This is a genomic window from Halobacteroides halobius DSM 5150 (assembly GCF_000328625.1).
GTDB classification, from domain to species: domain Bacteria; phylum Bacillota; class Halanaerobiia; order Halobacteroidales; family Halobacteroidaceae; genus Halobacteroides; species Halobacteroides halobius.
Map to the genome: position 1 here is coordinate 1,585,124 of NC_019978.1, position 20,413 is coordinate 1,605,536.

The window sequence follows — 20,413 nt, forward strand, 5'->3', positions numbered from 1 at the left end:
TTCAGAAAATTAACCTTTTTATTTTATCACTTCATAGACCAATGGTGCTACTTCAGGTTTTTCACTACTAATTTGATAAGCTGATAGCAATTTTTCTTTAGCTTCTTTTAATTGTTGGTCATCATTAAAGTATAAAGTAGCAATCTTTTCTCCCTTAGCTACTTCATCTCCTACTTTTTTAGCTAGCTTAACTCCTACTGCTAAATCAATAGTTGACTCTTTAGTCTCTCGACCAGCTCCTAACATCATAGCACTAATCCCTACTTCTTCAGCCTTAATCCGTTGGATATAACCATCAGTTGAAGCCTTAACCTCTAATTTATTTTTAGCTTGTGGTAATAAATCCAAATCTTCTATTGCTCCAACACTACCGCCTTGATTGCTAATCATTTCTTTAAACTTCTCTAGAGCAGAACCATCATCAATTGCTTCTTCTAATTGTGCTCTAGCTTCTTTTTCATCCTTAGCAACTTCTCCTAATACCAGCATTTGACTACCTAAAGTCAAACATAATTCCGTTAAATCAGTTGGCCCATCCCCTTGTAAAGTCTTAATTGCTTCTTTTACTTCTAAAGCATTACCTACTGCAAAACCTAATGGCTGATCCATATCTGAGATAACAGCAACTGTATTACGACCTACATTATTACCTATCTTAACCATAGTCTGGGCTAATTCTTTAGCACCTTCATACTCTTTCATAAATGCACCACTACCAACTTTAACATCTAAAGTAATTGCGTCTGCACCAGATGCAATTTTTTTACTCATAATACTACTAGCAATTAAAGGAATTGAATCCACAGTAGCAGTTACATCCCGTAAAGCATATAATTTTTTATCAGCTGGGGCCAAATCACCTGTTTGACCTGCTACAGCTATATGTTGCTCATTAACACTATCAATAAATTCTTTCTGGGTTAAGGAAACATCAAAATCAGGAATAGACTCTAATTTATCAATTGTTCCACCTGTATGTCCTAAACCACGTCCGGACATCTTAGCCACTGGAGCTTTACAAGCGGCAACTAATGGAGCTAAAACTAAAGTAGTTGTATCACCTACTCCTCCAGTACTGTGTTTATCCACCTTAATACCTTTGATTTTACTTAAGTCAATAGTATCACCAGATTGAGCCATTATTTCTGTTAAACTAGCAGTTTCTTCTTCATCTAATCCCTGAAAGAAAACAGCCATAGCCCAAGCTGATAATTGATAATCAGGAATTTCACCTTTAGTATAACCCTCAATTAAGAAATCCAACTCTTTTTCTGTTAATTTCTTACCTTCCCTTTTTTTCTTAATAATATCGTAAGGTCTCATAATTTCTTAAACCTCCTTGTGGGTTTTAACTTTATATATATGTTATAACCTTATAATAATTAAGTTAATTTAAACTTAATTCACTTATATTAAATAATAAACACTTGTAAGTCGTCTAACGTCTTACAATAGTAATTCTAATATATTCAACTGGCTTTGTCAAGAAAAGTATTTTATAAATTTAAGTAGTCTGTATCATTTATAATTTATACATTTTCACTTTAAACTATTCTCTTTAAATATACCTATTAGCAATAAAAAAAGAGGGGCAACCTCCCCTCTCTTTACTAACTATGCTTCTATTGTATTTTCTTGTTGACCATGGAGCAATCTTTTAATGAATCCTTTTAAGGTTTTAGAGATATCATCAACTACAGAATAAATAGCAGGTAACACAACTAATGTTAAAATAGTAGCAAATAACAATCCAGCAATTACTACTATAGCCATTGGTTGTTGCACCTCTGATCCTTCTCCTATCCCTAAACCAATTGGAACTAATCCTAACACAGTAGTTAAGGTTGTCATCATAATTGGTCTTAAACGAATTGGCCCAGCTTTTAAGATAGCTTCCTCTCTGCTTTCCGTTTTACGTCTGGTATTAATATAATCAATCATTACAATAGCATTATTCACTACAATCCCTGCTAACATAATCATCCCAATTATCCCTGGTACACTTAATGGGTTACCAGTTAAGACTAATCCTAATACTGCTCCAATCAAAGATAATGGTACTGTAAACATAATAGTTAGTGGATGAATCAAGGATTCAAATTGAGAAGCAATTACCATATAAACTAGGATAACTGCTAATACTAAAGCAAAACCTAAATCTCCAAAAGACTGCCGCATATCCTTAACCTGGCCACCATACTCAATGGTATATCCAGCCGGAATATCTAATTTACTAACTCTCTTCTTAATTCCCTGTTGAACTTCACTTAAACTTTTTCCGTAATAAGAAGTTTGAACTCTAACAATCCGTTGTTGATTTTCTCTTTCGATACTGGTTAAACCATTAGTTAGCCTTACCTTAGCTATTTGAGCTAAAGGAACTGTAATTCCGGTCCTAGATGTTACATTTAATTCTTTTAATTCACTTAAGTTATTAGCTTCCTGATCCCTTAACTGTAATCTAACATCAACTTCTTCTCCACTTTCTTGATACTTAGTTACTACTTGCCCTTTAACTGCTGTCTTAATCGTTTTAGCAACAGCAGCAATATTAAAGCCTAATTCTTTAGCTAAATCCCTCTTTAATTTAACTTGGGCTTCAGGTCTACTCTTACTAATACTAACCTTAACATTTCTAGTACCTGATACTTCTTTTACTTCCTTTTCTATATCATGAGCAATTGAGGTCAGCTTTTTTATACTTGGCCCTTGGATCATTACTTCTATAGGAGAACGACCACCGCCACCTCCTCCCATAATAGAGGTTTGTGGGGTAATCTTAATTTCTGCACCAACAATATTTGTAACCTTATTACGTAATCTCTCTACTATTTGACTAGTGCTTCTAGTTCTCCTGCTTTGATCAACTAATTTAACTAATATTTGTCCGGTTCCTGAACTTCCACTACTCATCATTCCACCTGATCCACCAGCAGAACTATAAGTAACATCAACTTCAGGAATCTTTTGTACATAAGCTTCAACCTGCTTTACTATTTGTTTAGTTTTAGCTACTTTCTTACCTTGGGCCAAATCAATATTTATAGTAAAAGCTCCTTGGTCTGTCTTAGGAATAAACTCCGATTTTAACGGAATAACCTCAGTATAAACTCCTAATCCAAAACCAACTATAATAACTATTGTCAGCGCCACTATTAAATATCTTAACCTTAAAGCACCCTTTAATAGATTCTGATACCATTGGGTAATAGCTCCAAACTCAAATTCTTGTTCTGCATCAGTAAATTTATCTTTAACAGTCAACAGCTTAGAAGATAACATTGGAATTAAAGTTAAAGCTACCAATAAAGATGCTACTAATGAAAAAGTAACTGTTAGAGCCAATGACCCAAATAATTGAGAAGCCAATCCTTCAATATAAACAATTGGTAAAAATACAGCAGCTGTAGTCAAAGTAGATGCCATAATAGCCGTTCCTACTTCTGCTGTTCCTTTTTTAGCTGCAGCTAATCTACTCTCATTTTCTTGCCGATGCCGATAGATATTTTCTAATACTACTATAGCATTATCTACTAACATTCCAATCCCTAAAGCTACTCCACCTAAAGTCATCAAATTTAAAGTTAAATCAGCAAAGTACATTAAAGTAAAAGCAACAACAACTGAAATTGGAATTGCTGTACCAATTATAAATGTACTTCTGATATCTCTTAGAAAAAGAAATAACACTAACATAGCTAATCCGGCACCAATTAAACCATTCTTCTTAACACTATTAACCGCTTTAGCAATAAATTCTGCTTGATCTTGAACAATCTCCAATTGAATATCAGTATTAACTTGCTTTTTTAAATTAGCTAATTCTTTTTTGACAGCCTTAGCTACTTCAACTGTATTAGCTCCACTCTGTTTTTGAATTGATAAGCCAATACTTCTCTTCCCATTTAGATAAGTATACTGATCTATTTCTTTATGTGTGTCTATAATCTTAGCTACATGCTTTAAACTAATCTTGGCCCCTTGAGGAGTAAGTAATTCTAAATTTCTAATCTGGTCTATACTATTAAACTCTCCTACTGTCTTTAGTAACAGATTTTTATTACCTCTTGTAATTGAACCACCTGATAGATTTAAATTAGACTGCCGTAAACTAGAACTTATTTGATTTAGGGTTAATCCATAAGCCATCAATCTTTCTTGGTCTACATTAATTTGAATTTCTCTAGTTAAACCACCTAATACACTTACTGAAGCAACACCCGGAATTCTTTCCAAAGTCGGTTTAAATACATCTTTTCCTATTGCTTTTAAATTCTCTAAACTACCATCACCTGACATACCAATTCTCATAATTGGCATTTGGGTTGGATCAAACTTTAGTACTCTTGGATTACCTACATCATCTGGTAACATCCGCTCGACTAAAGATATATTCTCTCTCATATCTAAAGTAGCGAAATTTAAATCTGTTCCCCAGTCAAACTCTACTATTACCAAGGAGCTCCCAGGATTACTAATTGATATTATATTCTTTACGTTATCAACAGTTGCAATAGCTTCTTCAATAGGCTTAGTTACTGTTTCTTCAATTTGTTTAGGAGCAGCTCCAGAATAATTAGTCATAACAACTGCGTAAGGCAAATCCAATTTAGGTAACAGATCTACTGGTAATTTAGTTAATGAAACGGTTCCTAATAATAAAACCAATAAGACCATCATTACTACTGTCACAGGTCTTTCTACTGAAAAATCAGATAGTTTCATCATTCATCACCTCGGTTGATGACTCTTACTCTATCTCCCGAAGTCACTTGGTCTAAACCATTAGTAATTACTTTTTCTCCAAGATTAATGCCATTTAAAATAGCTACTTTACCTTGGGCAGTCAAACCAGTTTTTACTATTTCTTTAACTACTCGATTACCTTTAACTAAATAAACATATCTGTTATTGTCTTCTATCATTACTGCTTGTTGCGGAATTACTATTCTACTTAAACTCTGGTCTGTTTGAATTTTAACTTTGGCATACATCCCTGCTTTAATTGGCCCAGGATTATTAATTTTGATCTTTACTAGATACTTTTTCTTAACTGGATCAATTACTGGACTAATAGTCATAATTTTTCCTGTAAAATTCTTATCTAAAGCTGATATATTTATTGCAACTTGCTGACCTAAGTTTAACTTAGTTATATTTTGCTCACTTATATAAGTCTCAATTATCACTTGATTAAGATTTACCAGTGAAATTAAAGGTTTAGGTGTAGCTATCTCACCTTCTTCAATCTCCACTTTAGCAACTGTTCCAGAAATTGGTGCTGTAACTATTGCTTTATCTAATCGTAATTGAGCTGCTTCCATACCTTTCTTAGCTTGATTAATTTGAGCTTTTAAAACAGCAATTTGCTCCTTAGTAGCACCTTCTTTAGCCATCTCTAAGCTTTCTTTAGTTGATTGATAGCTACTTTTAGCACTAATATATCTACTTTTACTAGCTTCTAATTGTTGCTGTGATATGATTTCTTTTTCAAATAATTTCTTATGTCGTTCATAATTACTCTTAGCCTGTTTATAATTAACCTTAGTCTGTTTCAATTGAGCTTTTAATTGAGCAATCTTTTCTTCTCTAGTCCCTGCTAATAATTTGTTTAAGTTGGCTTGAGCTACATCCAATCTAGCTTTAGCTTGCTCAACTTGTATTTTAAAATTTTCTTGGTTTAACTGTAGTAACTTACTGCCAGTCTTTACTTTATCTCCAACTTCTACTAATACATTTTCTACTTTAGCCTGAAGTTGTGGAGTAATTTGAACTTTTTTTAGCGGTTTAGCTTGGCCCGTTACTGTAATACTTTTTATTACTTTTCCCACATTAGCTAAAGTTACTTCTACAGGTGTAACTTGTTCTTGCTTTGGAGGTTGTGACTTAGTAGTTGGTTGAGCTTGGTTTTGACTACAACCAATAATCCCTCCTATAATCAACCCCAATATAACTATAATAATAACTAATTGTTTTTGCTGGCTAATCATTATTTATTTCCTCCTTGCCTAACACCATATTCAATTTAGCTTGGGCTAAATTATAATCATAAATTGCTTGGTAATAATCTGTTTTTACTTGTTTTAGGGTTGTTTCCGCTCCTAACATCTCTAAACTCGTAATCATTCCTTCTTTGAATTTAAGCTTAGTATGTTCTAAATTCTCTTTTGCTTTTTGCAAATTAAGTTTATTTAATTTTATTCTTTGCCTAGCTTCCTTTAAATTTAATATCGTTTGCTTTACTTGTAATCTAATTTGATCTTCAATCTGTTGCTGACTAATTCTAAATTTATCTATACTTTTAGTCATCTCTTTTATTTTAGCTTCATCTTTACCTCCATCAAATAAATTATACTGTAAATTTAATGTTAATTGTAAACTACCATCTTTAACAGTAAATTCTTTATCTCGCGCTTGATAATTAATCATTAAATTAAGGTTAGGATATTTATCTTTATTTCTAACTCGTTGTAAATTCAACTTTAGATTTTTTGCTTGTAACTTCAATATATCAAACTGAATTCTATTCTTTAGTGCATATTGATAAGGATTATCAACAATATCTACTGGTTGCCAGTTTAATTCTTTATTAAACTTTAGTTTTACCTGGCTTGATATTCCTAAGCTATTTTGTAAAGCTAACTTAGCAAGCTGTAAACGATTCTTAACCTGTAATAATCTCTGTTGGGCTTGATTATAATTTACCTTAGCCTGTAATACATCCGTTTTAGTAGCAATTCCTACCTCTAAATTAACTTTAGCTACCTCTAAGTACTGTTTAATTCTCTTAAGTTGCTGTTTAGTAACTTCAATCATCTTTTTAACCTTTAAAATATTATAATATTGCTCTAGAACTTGATACTTGATCTTTTTCTTCTCTTCTTGTAGCTTTAATTTAGCTACTTTAAGATTGTTTTGCATCTGTTGATATGTAGACCATAACTGTCCACCTAAAAAAATAGGTTGTTGCAGATTTAATCCAACTGCAAAACTATTTTTATTTTTAGACATCGTTAATCTCTGCTTCTCTTTAAACCTAGTATAACTACTATTTAAACCAATATTAGGATAAAAGGCACTTTTAGCCCCACCAAGTTTAGCTTGAGCTATTTTTATATCCTGCCTTAATTTATCTAACTTTTGATTTTGTCTTAACGCCAAATCTATTACTTGTTTCTTAGATAAAAATCTTTTTTCTGCCGCATAACTAATTCCAGATATTAATAATGAAATCAAGATTGCTGATATAATTAATCTTTTCTTCATCTAACCCCTCCTTAAATACAATTGACTATTTAGTCAGTTGTTCAGTTATATTATAATAGTTGTTTTCTATATTTGTCAAGCTAAATAAAATTTTATACAAGCTTTTACTCCTTTCCTATTCCATTTAAAAATACATCAAGTATCAATTGAGCTTTATCAATACTTATAAATTCAGTATTACAAAAATGAGGATTATATACTTTAGTCATCCCCAATAAAAGATTAGCTAACTCTTGATTATTAATTTCAGATTTCAATTCTCCACTCTTCTTTCCCTCCTCAATTATAGTTGCGATTGTTATTATCATATCTTCTCTTAATTCTATAAGTTTTTCCTTAAATTCTGCATCAATACTTGTTGTATTCTCTTCATACATTTTAGAAACTTGCTGACCATTTTTAAAGAATTCTAAAAATAACTCTACTAGCCTCTCTAATTTATTTATTGCTGTATTCTCTTTTGCTATTGTTTTCTTAACTCGGCAATGTAATTTTTCAATTCCTGATATTAAAATCCCTCTAAAAAGATCTTTTTTACTATCAAAATACCAATAAACTGTTCCTTTAGCTACTTCAGCCTCTTGAGCAATTTGACTAACAGTAGTCTTATGATAACCTTGCTCAGAAAATAATTGTAGTGCAGCATCAATAATTCGATGTTCTTTATTATCTTCAGGCATATATACCCTCCTTATGTTCATTTATTAGTTTAACTAATAATCTACTTTGCTATTATTATAATTAATTTTCGACAGCTACAACCTTATCTCGAGAGTTTAAAAATGTAAAGTATATTAGCCCAGTTACTAATGCAACTAAACTTAAGTAAAAATAAAGAATTGACCCACCTAAACTTCCATAAATTATTCCTCCAATAGAACTACCAACAATACTACTAATCCCTTTAGTTGTTGCATACAAATTCTGTCCTGTAGCTTTAAATTTATCACCACAAATTAAATTTATGAAATCAACAGAAACAGCATGTAATAAACCAAAAGTTATACTATGTAATAATTGCGATCCTAAAAACACCATCGATATAGGAAAACTGGCTAATAAAAACCAACGCAAAGCAAAAGCAAGGGCCGAAATTAAAAAAATGTACTTTAAGTCAAATCTTTCTATAATACCATCTGAATAATGAAAAATAAACATTTCACTAGCTGCCGCAATCATTAAAGCTAGACCTATTAAAGTTTCTCCTCCTCCATGATCAATTACATATAACGGAAAGAAGATATTATTGGTGCTTAAAGTTAAATTAATAAAAAATATGAACAAAATAAACTTTAATAGTTTTCCTCTCTTTAATAACTTTTTAAAATCTTTAACATTAGCAATTTCTAATGTTACATTACTTGTAGGAAGCTTTCTTACTGTAAATAATGATATAAAGAAGATAACCCCCATATAATAAAACAAATTAGTTGCAGTAGTCTGTTCTATAAGATAACCTATTATAGGCACTAATAAAGTGTAGCCTAAAGACCCCCAAACTCGATACTTCCCATATTGGTTTCCATTCTTTCCTAAATAACCAAGCAACTGTGCATCAGCTAAGGGAATAATGGGGCTCCAAAAAATAAAAAAGACACTCATAACTAGCATAATCATATAAAAGCTATCTGTTAATAAAAAAGTTAAACTAGCAAGCATAGCTCCTAGTACTGCTATAATTAATAACCGTTTACTTATTTTATAGTAATCAGATATCATACCCCATAGTGGCAAAATAACTAAAGAAACTCCTTTAGCTACTGAATTAATAAAGCCAATTTGACTTGATGTTAAGCCAACATTTTTAAAATAAACATTTAAATAAGTTAAAGCCGCAATACCCATATAAAAAAACAAATTAAATACTTTAAAATACATAAGAATCCTCCTAAACAACTACATTACTATTGATAATTTTTAGTTTAACCTACACTATCTTATTATGAGATTTAATAAACTATTATCAAATAGCTAAATTAAAGTTAACTGTTATATATCTTAAATAAAGAATCTATTTATCCTGCTACTTAATCAATTTAATTGATATAGTTTTCTGAACTTAAATAATAAAGTAGGACCAGCCTCACGGCTGGGACCTCTTGTCAAACTGCACGTACGGTTCTCCCGTATACAGCTTTCGGTCATTGTTGCTCCTTAACAGAGAGTAAGTTATCGTCTTTGTGTTGCCACAAATGTATATTTTACTCTTGTCTAAAGCACATCGGTAAGCAGTGATTCTAGTCCTAAATCTCTTAATATTTTATTAGGAAGGCGATAATTCTGCCCTTTCGCCTTCTTTCCTTCTATAAAACAACGTACTCTCATTCTTATCCAACCATCTAACTTTTTATATAGTCCTTTAATATTTCCTAGTAGAAAACTATTACCCCAACCTCTAATAATTAAATTAAGCTCATCAATCATTACAGCTACTCCTATTGACCTATTCCTTTTGGTTTTCTTTCTTACTTTATCCTTGAAACTTTTAATAGAGCTCTCTTTTGGCTTTTTATAATCACAATTATAAAATTTAAATTCTAGAAATTTAAATCCATCATTAAAATTCGTAATTACTGTTTTCCGAGGATGTAGTCTTAAGTTTAATTCATTTTCTATAATCTGGCGAGTTACTTCCAAAGCACGTTCTGCTTTAGCTTTACTCTTAGCCATAATTATAAAGTCATCGGCAAATCTAACTATCTTATATCCTCGACGCGTCATTTTCTTATCAAAGTGATGTAGGTAGATATTTGCTAAAAGTGGAGAAATTACGCCTCCTTGTGGAGTTCCCTCCGTTGTTTCTTCTTTTCCTTTCTCAGTCATGACACCTATAGTAAGCCACGACCTAATAATATCTAATATCCAACCATCACTTACTTCCTCTGCTATCAGCTCCATTAAAATTTCATGGTCTATTGTATCAAAGTAAGATTTGACATCTGTGTCTAATACCCAATTATAACCTTGTTCTTTATATTCTTCTACTTTCTTAATTGCATCTTCGGTTGACCTATTAGGTCTAAAACCATAAGAACAGTCGCAGAATATTTCTTCAAAGTGTATCTCTAGAATCTGTTTCACTGCTTGTTGGGCAATTCGGTCTTTAATTACTGGAATACCTAGTGGTCTTTGTTCTCCATTTCCTTTTGAGATATACGTTCTTAGAACTGGTTGTGGCTCATATCTATCTTCTGTTAACTGGCGATATAAAGCACTCATATTCTTAGTGTAATTTTCTCTAAATTCTTCAACTTCTACACCGTCAATCCCTCCACAACCACCATTATTCAAAACTTTCTGAGCTGCACAATGTAAATGTCTTTTCTTAGTCACTAAATCTTTTATACTATATAGCGAACTAATTTTTTTTTTTTCTACCTATCCTACCTCACGACTTACCAGTTCTTCCTATCCTGTCTTAATATCTAAACCCCTATATTCGTAGCATTCCTAAGCACGTCTTCTAAGCTCTCGCCAATCGCACCTCTTAGTTTACTACTACTTAGGTCATGGTTTTTCTTAAATTCATCACGCTTCCAGTTATGATTTTCTGTCCGCTATTTCTTTTAAGACTTATTGTCTTTAACAATGTTTAAACCATTTTGATTTAAATACCATCAACACTCAATTTTAAACTTCAATAACCTGGCTATCCTTCACTGTAATCAACTTTCATTGATTTTTTTTTTTTTTTTTTTCACTACTATGATAGCTTCTGAACTCTAATATTTCATCGCTTTGACTTTCCCTATTCAGGTTATATCATCACTTATCTTTATAGATTTCTATAAAGACCATATTAGAGCATCCTCTGGTCACCTATGCTATATTCCAATCATTCCGACCATAATCACACTCATTAATCTAACATACTCCAATGGTCTGTAAGTCAGCTTTGGACTTCTCCATCCTTTTGGTAGATCGTCACTAATGAATGCCACCTTCGGTTCACATATTGTTCCGGACTGATTTTTCGCCTCAAACTCTTCAGATTACATCTCACAATGAACACCCTGTTACTGTTGGCTTCATATCCTGTTCTTTATTAACTTAGGTTGACGTTTGTTTTCTCCGTTTGCTCACCCATTTCGTCTGTGAGTGCCACAATATCTCAACCATATTATCCATTCTTCCAGAATAGGCAGGACTTACACCTACTATCATCATAGACTACAGAGCACACATAAAGACTGGACGAATAATCATTCGCCCAGTCAATAACTTAAAAGTTAAAAGTACCAGAAAGATTAGCATATCCTTCTGAATCAGCAGCTATATTAAAGTCAATAAAAGGTAAGTTTACTCCAAATCCACCAGTAATCGTTCTCTGAGCAGACTTAGCTAAATTCGTTCCATAAGCTCCTAATCGTAGAGAGAATAAACCTAAAGTTCCTTCAGCACCTATTCGCTGAATTTTTGGCCCATTTTTAGGTATTTCTAAATCAGCAGCTACTCGAGCAGATAAGATATTAATCATTGGAAAATTAAAAGTAGCTCCTAGACCTACCGTAGTTGTTCTTTCTAAAGCAGAATGAGTCATCTCTAAAGTATTAACTAAATTCTTAATGCTAACTCCTGCCTTTAGATTAACTATCCCCATATCAGATAAAGTTATTAGTGCTCCTACATCAGCTCCCAGACCTTTTTTTGCTTTAGGATCTATTTTAGTTATTATCTTACTTGCTTTAGGGTCTGGGTCTGGGTCTATATTAACACCATTTTCTTTAGCATATAAAGCTTTAGCACTACCTCCAATAGATAAAGAACCAACTATTGGGGGATCAATTAACTCCATCCCATAAGCAACAATCCCTTGTCCAATTATAGTATTTGTTGCTCTAGCTTTAGTTACTTCTCTTTCTATTCCTTCAAATGTAACTGTCTCTTTTCTGCTAGTAATACTAATCCTATCATTAACGATAGCTCCTACACCAAAATTAGTTAGATTAGCTGCCACCATCCCATTTAAATTAATATTTGCATTTTCAGGAAAATTTAACCCTTTTACCTCACTAATGGTAACTTCTTCATCACTTAAGCCTTTAGCCTGCTTAATAAAATCAGTAATATCTTTAATTGTACTTGGCTTTAACTGACCACCAGCACTTGCTTGAACTCCTAATAAACTACTTTGTGTTAAACCGGCTGGATTCCAGTAAATTGCACTTGCATCATCAGCTACCGCTGTAAAAGCCCCTCCCATACCATAAGCTTTAGTTCCAAACTTATTATAAGAACCAGGTTTAGCAGCAGAAACTGGATTAATCATTACTGTTACTAATAGAACAGCAATTAGTAAAGTATAAAATTTCTTCATTTAATTTCCCACCTTTCCTAATTTAATTATTTTTATGTAATTATAAATTTCAACAACTTGTTATAAACTCCTTTTTTTATTTATAATATACTATTATACTTAAGCTTACTGTATGCCTTAACACATTATTGATATAAAGCTTCACTTTTAATTTACAATTAACAATTGACAATTAGAAACCCTTAAAACCTTTCTAAATCAAGAGATTACACGGTTTTGATTTTTAATTGTAAATTGTTCATTGTCCATTGTCAATTGCTCTTAATATCAATAATAAAAAAGTTCCTCTATTCTAATGAATAAAGGAACTTAAATTAATAAGTAATTATTCCTTGATTAGTAGGAGAAGTTACTAAATAATTAGCTTCTATCCCTTCTTCAGTAAATATAGAAACCATTTCTTCACCAATCTGCTCTTCTTTATCTAATGTCAAAGCTATTACAGTTGGCCCTGAACCACTTAAAACTACTCCTAAGGCATTTTTATCTACTTTATTAACTAACTTATTAAATCCAGGTAGTAATTTTTGACGATAAGGTTGATGTAATCTATCTTCTAAAGCTCTACCAACTAAATCATAATCCTGATTCAATAAGCCTGTAATTAATAATGCAGTATGACTCACATTAAAAATAGCATCTGCAAAATCTACTTTTTTAGGTAAAACTTCTCTAGCTTCAGTAGTTGACACCTGATAATCTGGAATACAAACAACTACTTTTAATTCTGGAACAGCTATCTTTTCGTACATTACTCTTCCCTTATCTTGTAATGTAGAAACAACAATTCCACCTAATAAAGCAGGAGCTACATTATCAGGATGGCCTTCTAATCTTGTTGCTAAATTAAGTAACTCTTCGGTCGATAATTTCTCTCCGGTTAATTTATTAGCAGCTACCATACCAGCTACTATTGCTGTAGCACTACTTCCTAAACCACGGGCCAAGGGCACTTGATTGCTTAGCCTTAGTCTTAATCCAGATGGATAATAACAAGTCTTTTTAAAAACCTTATTCATTGCCTGATAGACTAAATTCTTCTCATCAATTGGTAACTCATCTGCCCCATAGCCTTCTATTATTATTTCTAACCCCTCTTCTATCTTTGTTACTTCTAATGTATTATATAATTCAAGGGCCATCCCTAATGTATCAAAACCTGGCCCTAGATTAGCTGTAGTAGCTGGCACTTTAAGTTTAAGCATCTTGACCACTTAGATTAGATAAATTAAAACTATCATGAATAACTTGTACTGCTTCATCTGCTTCACTCTTATCTAATAAGCAAGAAATCTTAATCTCTGAAGTACTAATCATCTCAATATTAATCTCTTCACTTCCTAAAGCATCAAACATTTTAGCTGCTACCCCTGAATTAGTTACCATCCCGGCTCCTACAATAGATACTTTAGCTACATCACTATCAGTAATTAATTCTTTATAGGATAATTCTTGCTTTAACTTTTCTAAAATAGTCTTTGCTTGATTTAAATCATCATCTTCAATAGTAAAAGTAATATCATTTAGATCATCATAATGAAGATTTTGAATAATCATATCAACATTAATTCCTTGCTCAGCTAATTTTTTAAATACTTTAGAAGCTATTCCAGGCTCATCTGGCACTCCTACTATTGAAATTTTGACCTCATCTTGATTACAAGTGACACCACTTACTACATTAGTCTTTTCCAATTTTGCTACCTCCTTGATATATGTTCCTGGACTACAATAAAAACTTGACTTAACTGCTAATTTAACATCATATTGCTTAGCAATTTCTACAGATCTAGGATGTAAAACGTCAGCTCCTAAACTAGCTAATTCTAACATCTCTTCATAAGAAACCTCTGGTAATTTACGTGCTTCTTTTACAACTCTAGGGTCTGTCGTATAAACACCATCTACATCAGTATAGATTTCACACACATCAGCCTTTAGGGCAGTAGCTACAGCCACAGCAGTAGTATCTGATCCACCACGACCTAAAGTAGTAATATCATTATTAACCGTTACCCCCTGAAATCCTGCCACAATAACAATCTTATCCTGACTTAGTTCTTTTTCTAATCTTTCCGATTCAATTTCCAAAATCTGAGCCTTACTGTGTAAATTATCAGTGATAATTCCTACTTGAGAACCAGTTAAAGAAACAACTTCTTCACCTAATTCATTAATAGCCATTGCTAATAAAGCCACTGAAACTTGTTCTCCAGTAGCAACTAACATATCATACTCACGCTTAGGAGGAGTATCAGTAATCTGCTGAGATAACCCAATTAATTCATCCGTTTGATCTCCCATAGCAGATACTACAGATACTACTTGATTTCCTGCTCTCTTTCTTTTTACAATTCTTTCAGCAACTCTTTTTATTCTTTTTACATCAGCAACAGAACTACCACCATATTTTTGTACCACTAGTCCCATCTTACTTTATCCTCCCTTATTATCTATATTATTCTTCTACTCTTATTAAATTAGCTATCTCTTTTACTCCATCTAATGCTTTTATTTCATCTAAAGCAGATACTAAATTTCCTTCTTTAACTTTATGAGTAACTAATACTAAAGGTACAGCTTGATTAGCACTTCTCCCTTTTTGAATCACCGATTCAAGGCTAACACCATACTCTCCTAACAAGCCAGTTATTTTACCTAACACCCCAGGTCTATCACAGACATTTAATCGTAAATAAAAACTTGTTTCTGTCTGGGCTTGAGGCTTGAACTCTTTATCTTCAAAACAAGTGCATGGAATTCTACCTTGAGCACCAAAATCAATATTTCTGGCAGCAGTGATAATATCCCCTACTACTGCACTACCAGTTGGCATTTGACCTGCTCCTGGCCCATAAAACATTACTTCGCCAATTGCATCCCCTTCTACAAAAACAGCATTAAATACATCATTAACAGAAGCTAATGGATGTTCTTTAGGAATTAAAGTAGGATGTACTCTCACTTCAATTCCTTCATCTTCTTTACCAATAGCTAATAATTTAATCTTATAACCTAATTCTTTAGCATAAGAAATATCCTCTTTAGCAATCTCAGTAATCCCCTCTATATAAACTTCATCAATATTAACTCGGGACTCGAATCCTATTGAACTTAAAATAGCTAATTTATATGCTGCATCATGTCCTGCAATATCTGAAGTTGGGTCTGCTTCGGCATAACCTAACTCTTGAGCTTTCTCTAGTACTTCATCAAATTCTGCACCTTCTTGGCCCATCTTAGTTAAAATATAATTAGTAGTTCCATTAACAATTCCCATAATTTTATTAACACTATTTCCAGCTAAATCTTCTTTTAAAGGACTAATGATTGGAATTCCACCTCCAACACTAGCTTCAAAATAAATATCAACCCCATTTTCATCAGCTGTACTTAAAATTTCACTACCATATTTAGCAATTAACTCTTTATTTGCTGTAACTACACTACGTCCGCTATTTAAAGCTCGTAAAACAAATTCTTTAGCTGGATGTACTCCGCCAATTAATTCTACTATAATATCTATTTCAGAATCATTAATTATCTCTTCAAAATCATCAGTCAATAAATCTTTCTCTACATCAACTGCTAACTTCTGACTTGTATCTTTAACTAATACTTTATTAACTGTTAATTTGGCCCCAGACTTATTAGCAATACTATTCTTATTTTCTTGCAAAATCTTATAAACCCCTGAACCAACAGTTCCACAACCTAATAATCCAACTTTAATCTCCTCCATACTATTCTCCTCCTTAAATTTATATACTAACCTTTAAAGGTTTGAGTAATTACTCTTGCCTTTCTAATTCCTTCAATTTCTTTTAGCTTATCTAATAATTTCCTTATAGTAATTGATAATTGATTTATTTCTATTGTTAAGGTGACATGTGCAACCTCAGCTAAAGGAAGGTCTTGATTAATAGTTAGAATATTTCCTTTATATTCTGCTATTTTAGTTAATACCTGAGATAAAAGTCCTGCTTTATCAATTATTAATAAAGATAAAGTAACTAATTCTTGACTATTCTCATCTTGAACAGTAAAAATAGAATCTCTATATCTATAATAAGCACTTCTGCTTAAACCTACTCGTTTAACAGCTTCTTTAATTTGATTTTCTTCTCCTGTAGCTAATAACTCTTTAACTTGAACCGTCTTCTTCATAGCATCTGATAAAACTTTTTCAGCTACAATATAAAATTTTTCTTCCATATGTAATCACCTTAACCTTTATTTGTGTTTTATATATGGACACTCGTTTTTATATAATGGACATTGATTTAAATTATAACACTACTCCATAGGATTTGCAACTCCTTTTATAAATTTTTAAATAAAAATTCCCCTTCTCTAAAGAAAAGGGGAATTTTCTAATTATTCTTCATAAATTAAAGTTCCAGTAGTATTAGCTAATTCTCTAAATTTAGAAATTAAGCTTTTAGTGTATTGACCAGGATTACCATCAGCAATCTGTCTACCATCTATCTCTACTACCGGTATTACTTCAGCTGCCGTCCCCGTTAGAAAACATTCATCAGCAGTATAAAGGTCATGTCTTGTAAAAACCTCTTCTGCTACTTCTAAATCAAATTCAGGAGCAACTTCTAACACAACCCCTCGTTTAATACCTTTTAAAGCTCCAATGTATGTAGGAGGAGTTATTAACTTACCATTTTTAATAATAAAGATATTATCTCCTGTACATTCTGCTACGTAACCTTCATTATTTAACATAATTGCTTCTAAAACCCCAGCTCGATTAGCTTCAATTTTAGCTAAAATATTATTTAAATAATTTAAAGATTTAATCCTTGGGTTCAAAGCTTCTGGGATATTTCTTCTTGTTGGTACAGTAGCAACCTCTAACCCATTTTCATAAAACTCATCAGGATAAAGTGTAATATCACTAGCAATAATAATTACTGTTGCTGCTTCACATTTTTGTGGATCCAAACCTAAATCTCCTACTCCACGGGAAATAACCAATCTAATGTATGCATCCTCTAATCCATTAGCTCTAATTGTCTTTAAAACAGCTTCTCTCATTTCATCTTTGGTAAGTGGAATATCTAATAAAATTGCTTTGGCTGATTCATATAATCTGTCTAAATGCTCTTCAAAACGAAAGACTCGTCCATTATACGCCCGAATTCCCTCAAATATACCATCACCATACAATAACCCATGATCAAAAACTGAAACTTTAGCTTCTGACTTCTCAACTAATTCTCCATTTAAAAATATTTTTTGACTACTCATCCTACTCTCACCTCTCATTTAATTCAATTATTATTTTATATTATAATCAAAATTTTTATTTTTTTCAAATTTTACAATAAACTAAATAATAATACAGGAGGTTTAAACCTCCTGTATAGCATAATACTACTTTACATTAACAGTCTCTTTTAATGATTTACCAGCTTTAAAAGCAGGTACTGTTCGAGCTGGAATCTCCATTTCCTCACCTGTTTGAGGATTACGACCTGTTCTAGCACTACGATCCCGTACTTCAAAGCTACCAAATCCAATAAATTGAATTTTAGATCTTTCCTCAGCATCTTTCTTAGCTTCGTTTCTTAGATTTTCAGTAACTACTTCTAACATTGTGTTAACTGTTTCTTTAGTATCCTTTTTAGTAATTCCTGTTTTTTCTGCAATCTGATCTACTAAATCATTTTTTGTGATATTTTTTGCCATTACAATCAACCTCCTTGTTTTAACTTATCTAAAACTAACTAAATATCATTATAGTTACCTAGTGGGTATGATTTCCCACTAGGATTTGTGGTTCTCTCGAACCAATCTCCCTTGCGGGGTAATTCCCTTTTAGGCAATGTCAAATGGGGCTTATGCACTTTCGGTGTTAGCCTTTCATATCCAGAAGAACTAGACTTAGACGAGGTTTCTTCCTTAGTGCCACAGAGTAGCTTACAGAGCAGAGCTCTGCCTGCGATTTGGAACTGATGGATATATTCCAAAGTGTGATAACCTTGTTGAGTTTAATAAAAACTCTTTAACCAAATAACATAGGAAACGCCTTTTGTTACGAAGTGTCCGCAGAACACGAAGGCAATGTGCTAAGAACTTTTCAGTTCTCTACACTCCCTTTGCCTTGAGAGCAACGATCAACTTTACCTAGTTTTAACTAGGAATTTATAAGCTGTATCATAGCTCCTACTTAATAATATTACCTTTATAGTAATTATTATGCCACAAATAGATTTCTTGATATCTTTTAATTCTCCTTCTTTTTTCAAAAAAAAATAAATCCGGTCTAATAGACCGGAGAGGTAATCACAATATAATACAAATCAAACCACCACTTCCTTCATTTACAATTTTCTCTAGAGTATCTCGTAATTTCTCTTGTGCATTGACTGGCATTCGATATAATTTATTATTAATACCATCTTTAACTAATTCATGTAGCGAACGACCTAAAAAGTCTGAATCCCAAACCGCTTCTGGATTCTCATCAAATTCTGTTTCAAAGAATTCAATTAATTCCTCACACTGCTTTTCCGTTCCTACTACTGGAGAAACTTCAGTTTCAATATCCGCCCTAACTAGATGAATAGAAGGTGCTGAAGCTCTTAATTTAACTCCAAAATGACCTCCCCGATTTATTTTCTCTGGCTCAGCAAAAACCATATCATCTAAATTTGGAGTCACAATTCCATAACCTCTTTCTTTAACTTCTTCTAAAGCATCAGCTACCTTATCATATTCTTCTTTAGCTACGCTTAAATCTTTAATTAAACTAAATAACTCTCGTTCATCTTCAATTTCCAATCCTGTTGTCTCTTCTAATACTCGATAAAATAAGTCTTTTTGTAGAGTAAATTCTAACTCAGCTATTCCACTTCCCAAATCTAGATTACCAACATTAACCCGCTTAGAATGATCACTTGCATCTAAATTGGAGGATAAATTTTCAATATCTCTAAGACTAAAGATATCTTTTACCCCTTGATGAATAACTTCATCTAACTCTTGACTAAGCCAATGAGCATCTTCTAACTCATCAATCCATAGAGGTAAATCAATATTAATTTCTCGTAGTGGAAATTCATATAATACTTCTTGTAATAAATAATTAATATCTTCTCCGTCTAAATTAGCACAATCTACTGGAATAACCCTTTTATTATACTTTTCTTCTAACTTATTAGCAAGCTTTTTAGTTTCTTTACTTTCTGGTTGAGCTGAATTAAGAGTTATAATAAATGGTTTACCTAATTGATTTAACTCATTTATTACTCGTTCTTCAGCTTCTATATAGTTTTCTCGTGGTAACTCAGTAATTGAACCATCCGTAGTAACTACTAATCCTATTGTTGAATGATCTTCAATAACTTTAGCTGTTCCTATTTCTGCTGCTTGCTCAAAAGAAACTGGTTGCTCAAACCAAGGAGTCGTTACCATTCTTGGCCCAGAATCTTCTTCATAACCTAAAGCACCATCCACTTTATACCCTACACAATCAACTAACCTAACATTAAAATCAACATTATTTTCTAGGCTAATCTGAGTTGCTTGATTAGGTACAAACTTAGGTTCAGTAGTCATAATCCTCCTACCTTCACCACTTTGCGGTAATTCATCCTGTGCTCTTTCTTTACTATTCTCATCTTCAATATTAGGTAACACCAATAAGTCCATAAACCTTTTAATAAAGGTAGATTTCCCTGTTCTAACCGGGCCAACTACCCCTATATAGATATCACCATTTGTTCTAGTAGCAATATCTTGATAGATATTAAATGATTCCATTATTTTCCCTCCCTTGCTCCCTTTCCTTGTTAGAGTCTATCCTAACTTCTC

General features: G+C 32.4%; 15 protein-coding genes. All 15 read right to left on the bottom strand.

Annotation, left to right across the window (positions count from 1 at the left end; genetic code table 11):
* Positions 1-18: 18 nt before the first annotated feature.
* A complete protein-coding gene (locus tag HALHA_RS07715) occupies positions 19-1,323 on the bottom strand; it encodes a pyrimidine-nucleoside phosphorylase (RefSeq protein WP_015327231.1) in 1,305 nt (434 codons plus the stop codon).
* A 291-nt stretch (positions 1,324-1,614) separates the two neighbouring features.
* Positions 1,615-4,728, bottom strand: coding sequence for an efflux RND transporter permease subunit (locus tag HALHA_RS07720; RefSeq protein WP_015327232.1), 3,114 nt, complete (start codon positions 4,726-4,728; stop codon positions 1,615-1,617).
* Positions 4,725-5,990: an efflux RND transporter periplasmic adaptor subunit gene (locus tag HALHA_RS07725; RefSeq protein WP_015327233.1), complete on the bottom strand. Its 1,266-nt coding sequence runs from the start codon at positions 5,988-5,990 to the stop codon at positions 4,725-4,727. Before HALHA_RS07725 ends, HALHA_RS07720 begins: the two co-directional genes overlap by 4 nt.
* Complete coding sequence (locus tag HALHA_RS07730) at positions 5,983-7,266, bottom strand: TolC family protein (RefSeq protein WP_015327234.1); 1,284 nt, start codon at positions 7,264-7,266, stop codon at positions 5,983-5,985. The genes HALHA_RS07725 and HALHA_RS07730 overlap by 8 nt, the downstream gene beginning before the upstream one ends.
* Positions 7,267-7,370: 104 nt before the next feature.
* Complete coding sequence (locus HALHA_RS07735) at positions 7,371-7,946, bottom strand: TetR/AcrR family transcriptional regulator (RefSeq protein WP_015327235.1); 576 nt, start codon at positions 7,944-7,946, stop codon at positions 7,371-7,373.
* A gap of 61 nt (positions 7,947-8,007) precedes the next feature.
* Complete coding sequence (locus HALHA_RS07740; protein WP_015327236.1) at positions 8,008-9,144, bottom strand: MFS transporter; 1,137 nt, start codon at positions 9,142-9,144, stop codon at positions 8,008-8,010.
* Positions 9,145-9,477: 333 nt separating this feature from the next.
* On the bottom strand, positions 9,478-10,629 hold the full coding sequence (gene ltrA, locus HALHA_RS07745) for a group II intron reverse transcriptase/maturase (protein WP_015326122.1): 1,152 nt from the start codon (positions 10,627-10,629) through the stop codon (positions 9,478-9,480).
* Positions 10,630-11,488: 859 nt separating this feature from the next.
* Positions 11,489-12,583, bottom strand: a complete 1,095-nt coding sequence (locus HALHA_RS07750; RefSeq protein WP_015327237.1) for a PorV/PorQ family protein — start codon at positions 12,581-12,583, stop codon at positions 11,489-11,491.
* A gap of 314 nt (positions 12,584-12,897) precedes the next feature.
* On the bottom strand, positions 12,898-13,788 hold the full coding sequence (gene thrB, locus HALHA_RS07755; protein ID WP_015327238.1) for a homoserine kinase: 891 nt from the start codon (positions 13,786-13,788) through the stop codon (positions 12,898-12,900).
* Positions 13,781-15,013 carry an aspartate kinase gene (locus HALHA_RS07760; protein ID WP_015327239.1) on the bottom strand — a complete coding sequence of 411 codons (1,233 nt, stop codon included), beginning with the start codon at positions 15,011-15,013 and terminating at the stop codon, positions 13,781-13,783. The genes thrB and HALHA_RS07760 overlap by 8 nt, the downstream gene beginning before the upstream one ends.
* A 28-nt stretch (positions 15,014-15,041) precedes the next feature.
* Entirely contained in the window at positions 15,042-16,325 is a 1,284-nt protein-coding gene (locus tag HALHA_RS07765) for a homoserine dehydrogenase (RefSeq protein ID WP_015327240.1), read from the bottom strand.
* Between the two features lie 26 nt (positions 16,326-16,351).
* The gene (locus tag HALHA_RS07770; RefSeq protein ID WP_015327241.1) at positions 16,352-16,798 is read right to left on the bottom strand and encodes an ACT domain-containing protein; all 447 of its coding nucleotides are present in this window, start codon (positions 16,796-16,798) and stop codon (positions 16,352-16,354) included.
* Between the two features lie 162 nt (positions 16,799-16,960).
* Entirely contained in the window at positions 16,961-17,845 is an 885-nt protein-coding gene (gene ilvE / locus HALHA_RS07775) for a branched-chain-amino-acid transaminase (RefSeq protein ID WP_015327242.1), read from the bottom strand.
* A 126-nt stretch (positions 17,846-17,971) separates the two neighbouring features.
* The gene (locus tag HALHA_RS07780) at positions 17,972-18,286 is read right to left on the bottom strand and encodes an HU family DNA-binding protein (RefSeq protein ID WP_015327243.1); all 315 of its coding nucleotides are present in this window, start codon (positions 18,284-18,286) and stop codon (positions 17,972-17,974) included.
* Positions 18,287-18,883: 597 nt separating this feature from the next.
* Positions 18,884-20,362, bottom strand: a complete 1,479-nt coding sequence (gene spoIVA / locus HALHA_RS07785) for a stage IV sporulation protein A (RefSeq protein WP_015327244.1) — start codon at positions 20,360-20,362, stop codon at positions 18,884-18,886.
* Between the last annotated feature and the right edge of the window lie 51 nt (positions 20,363-20,413).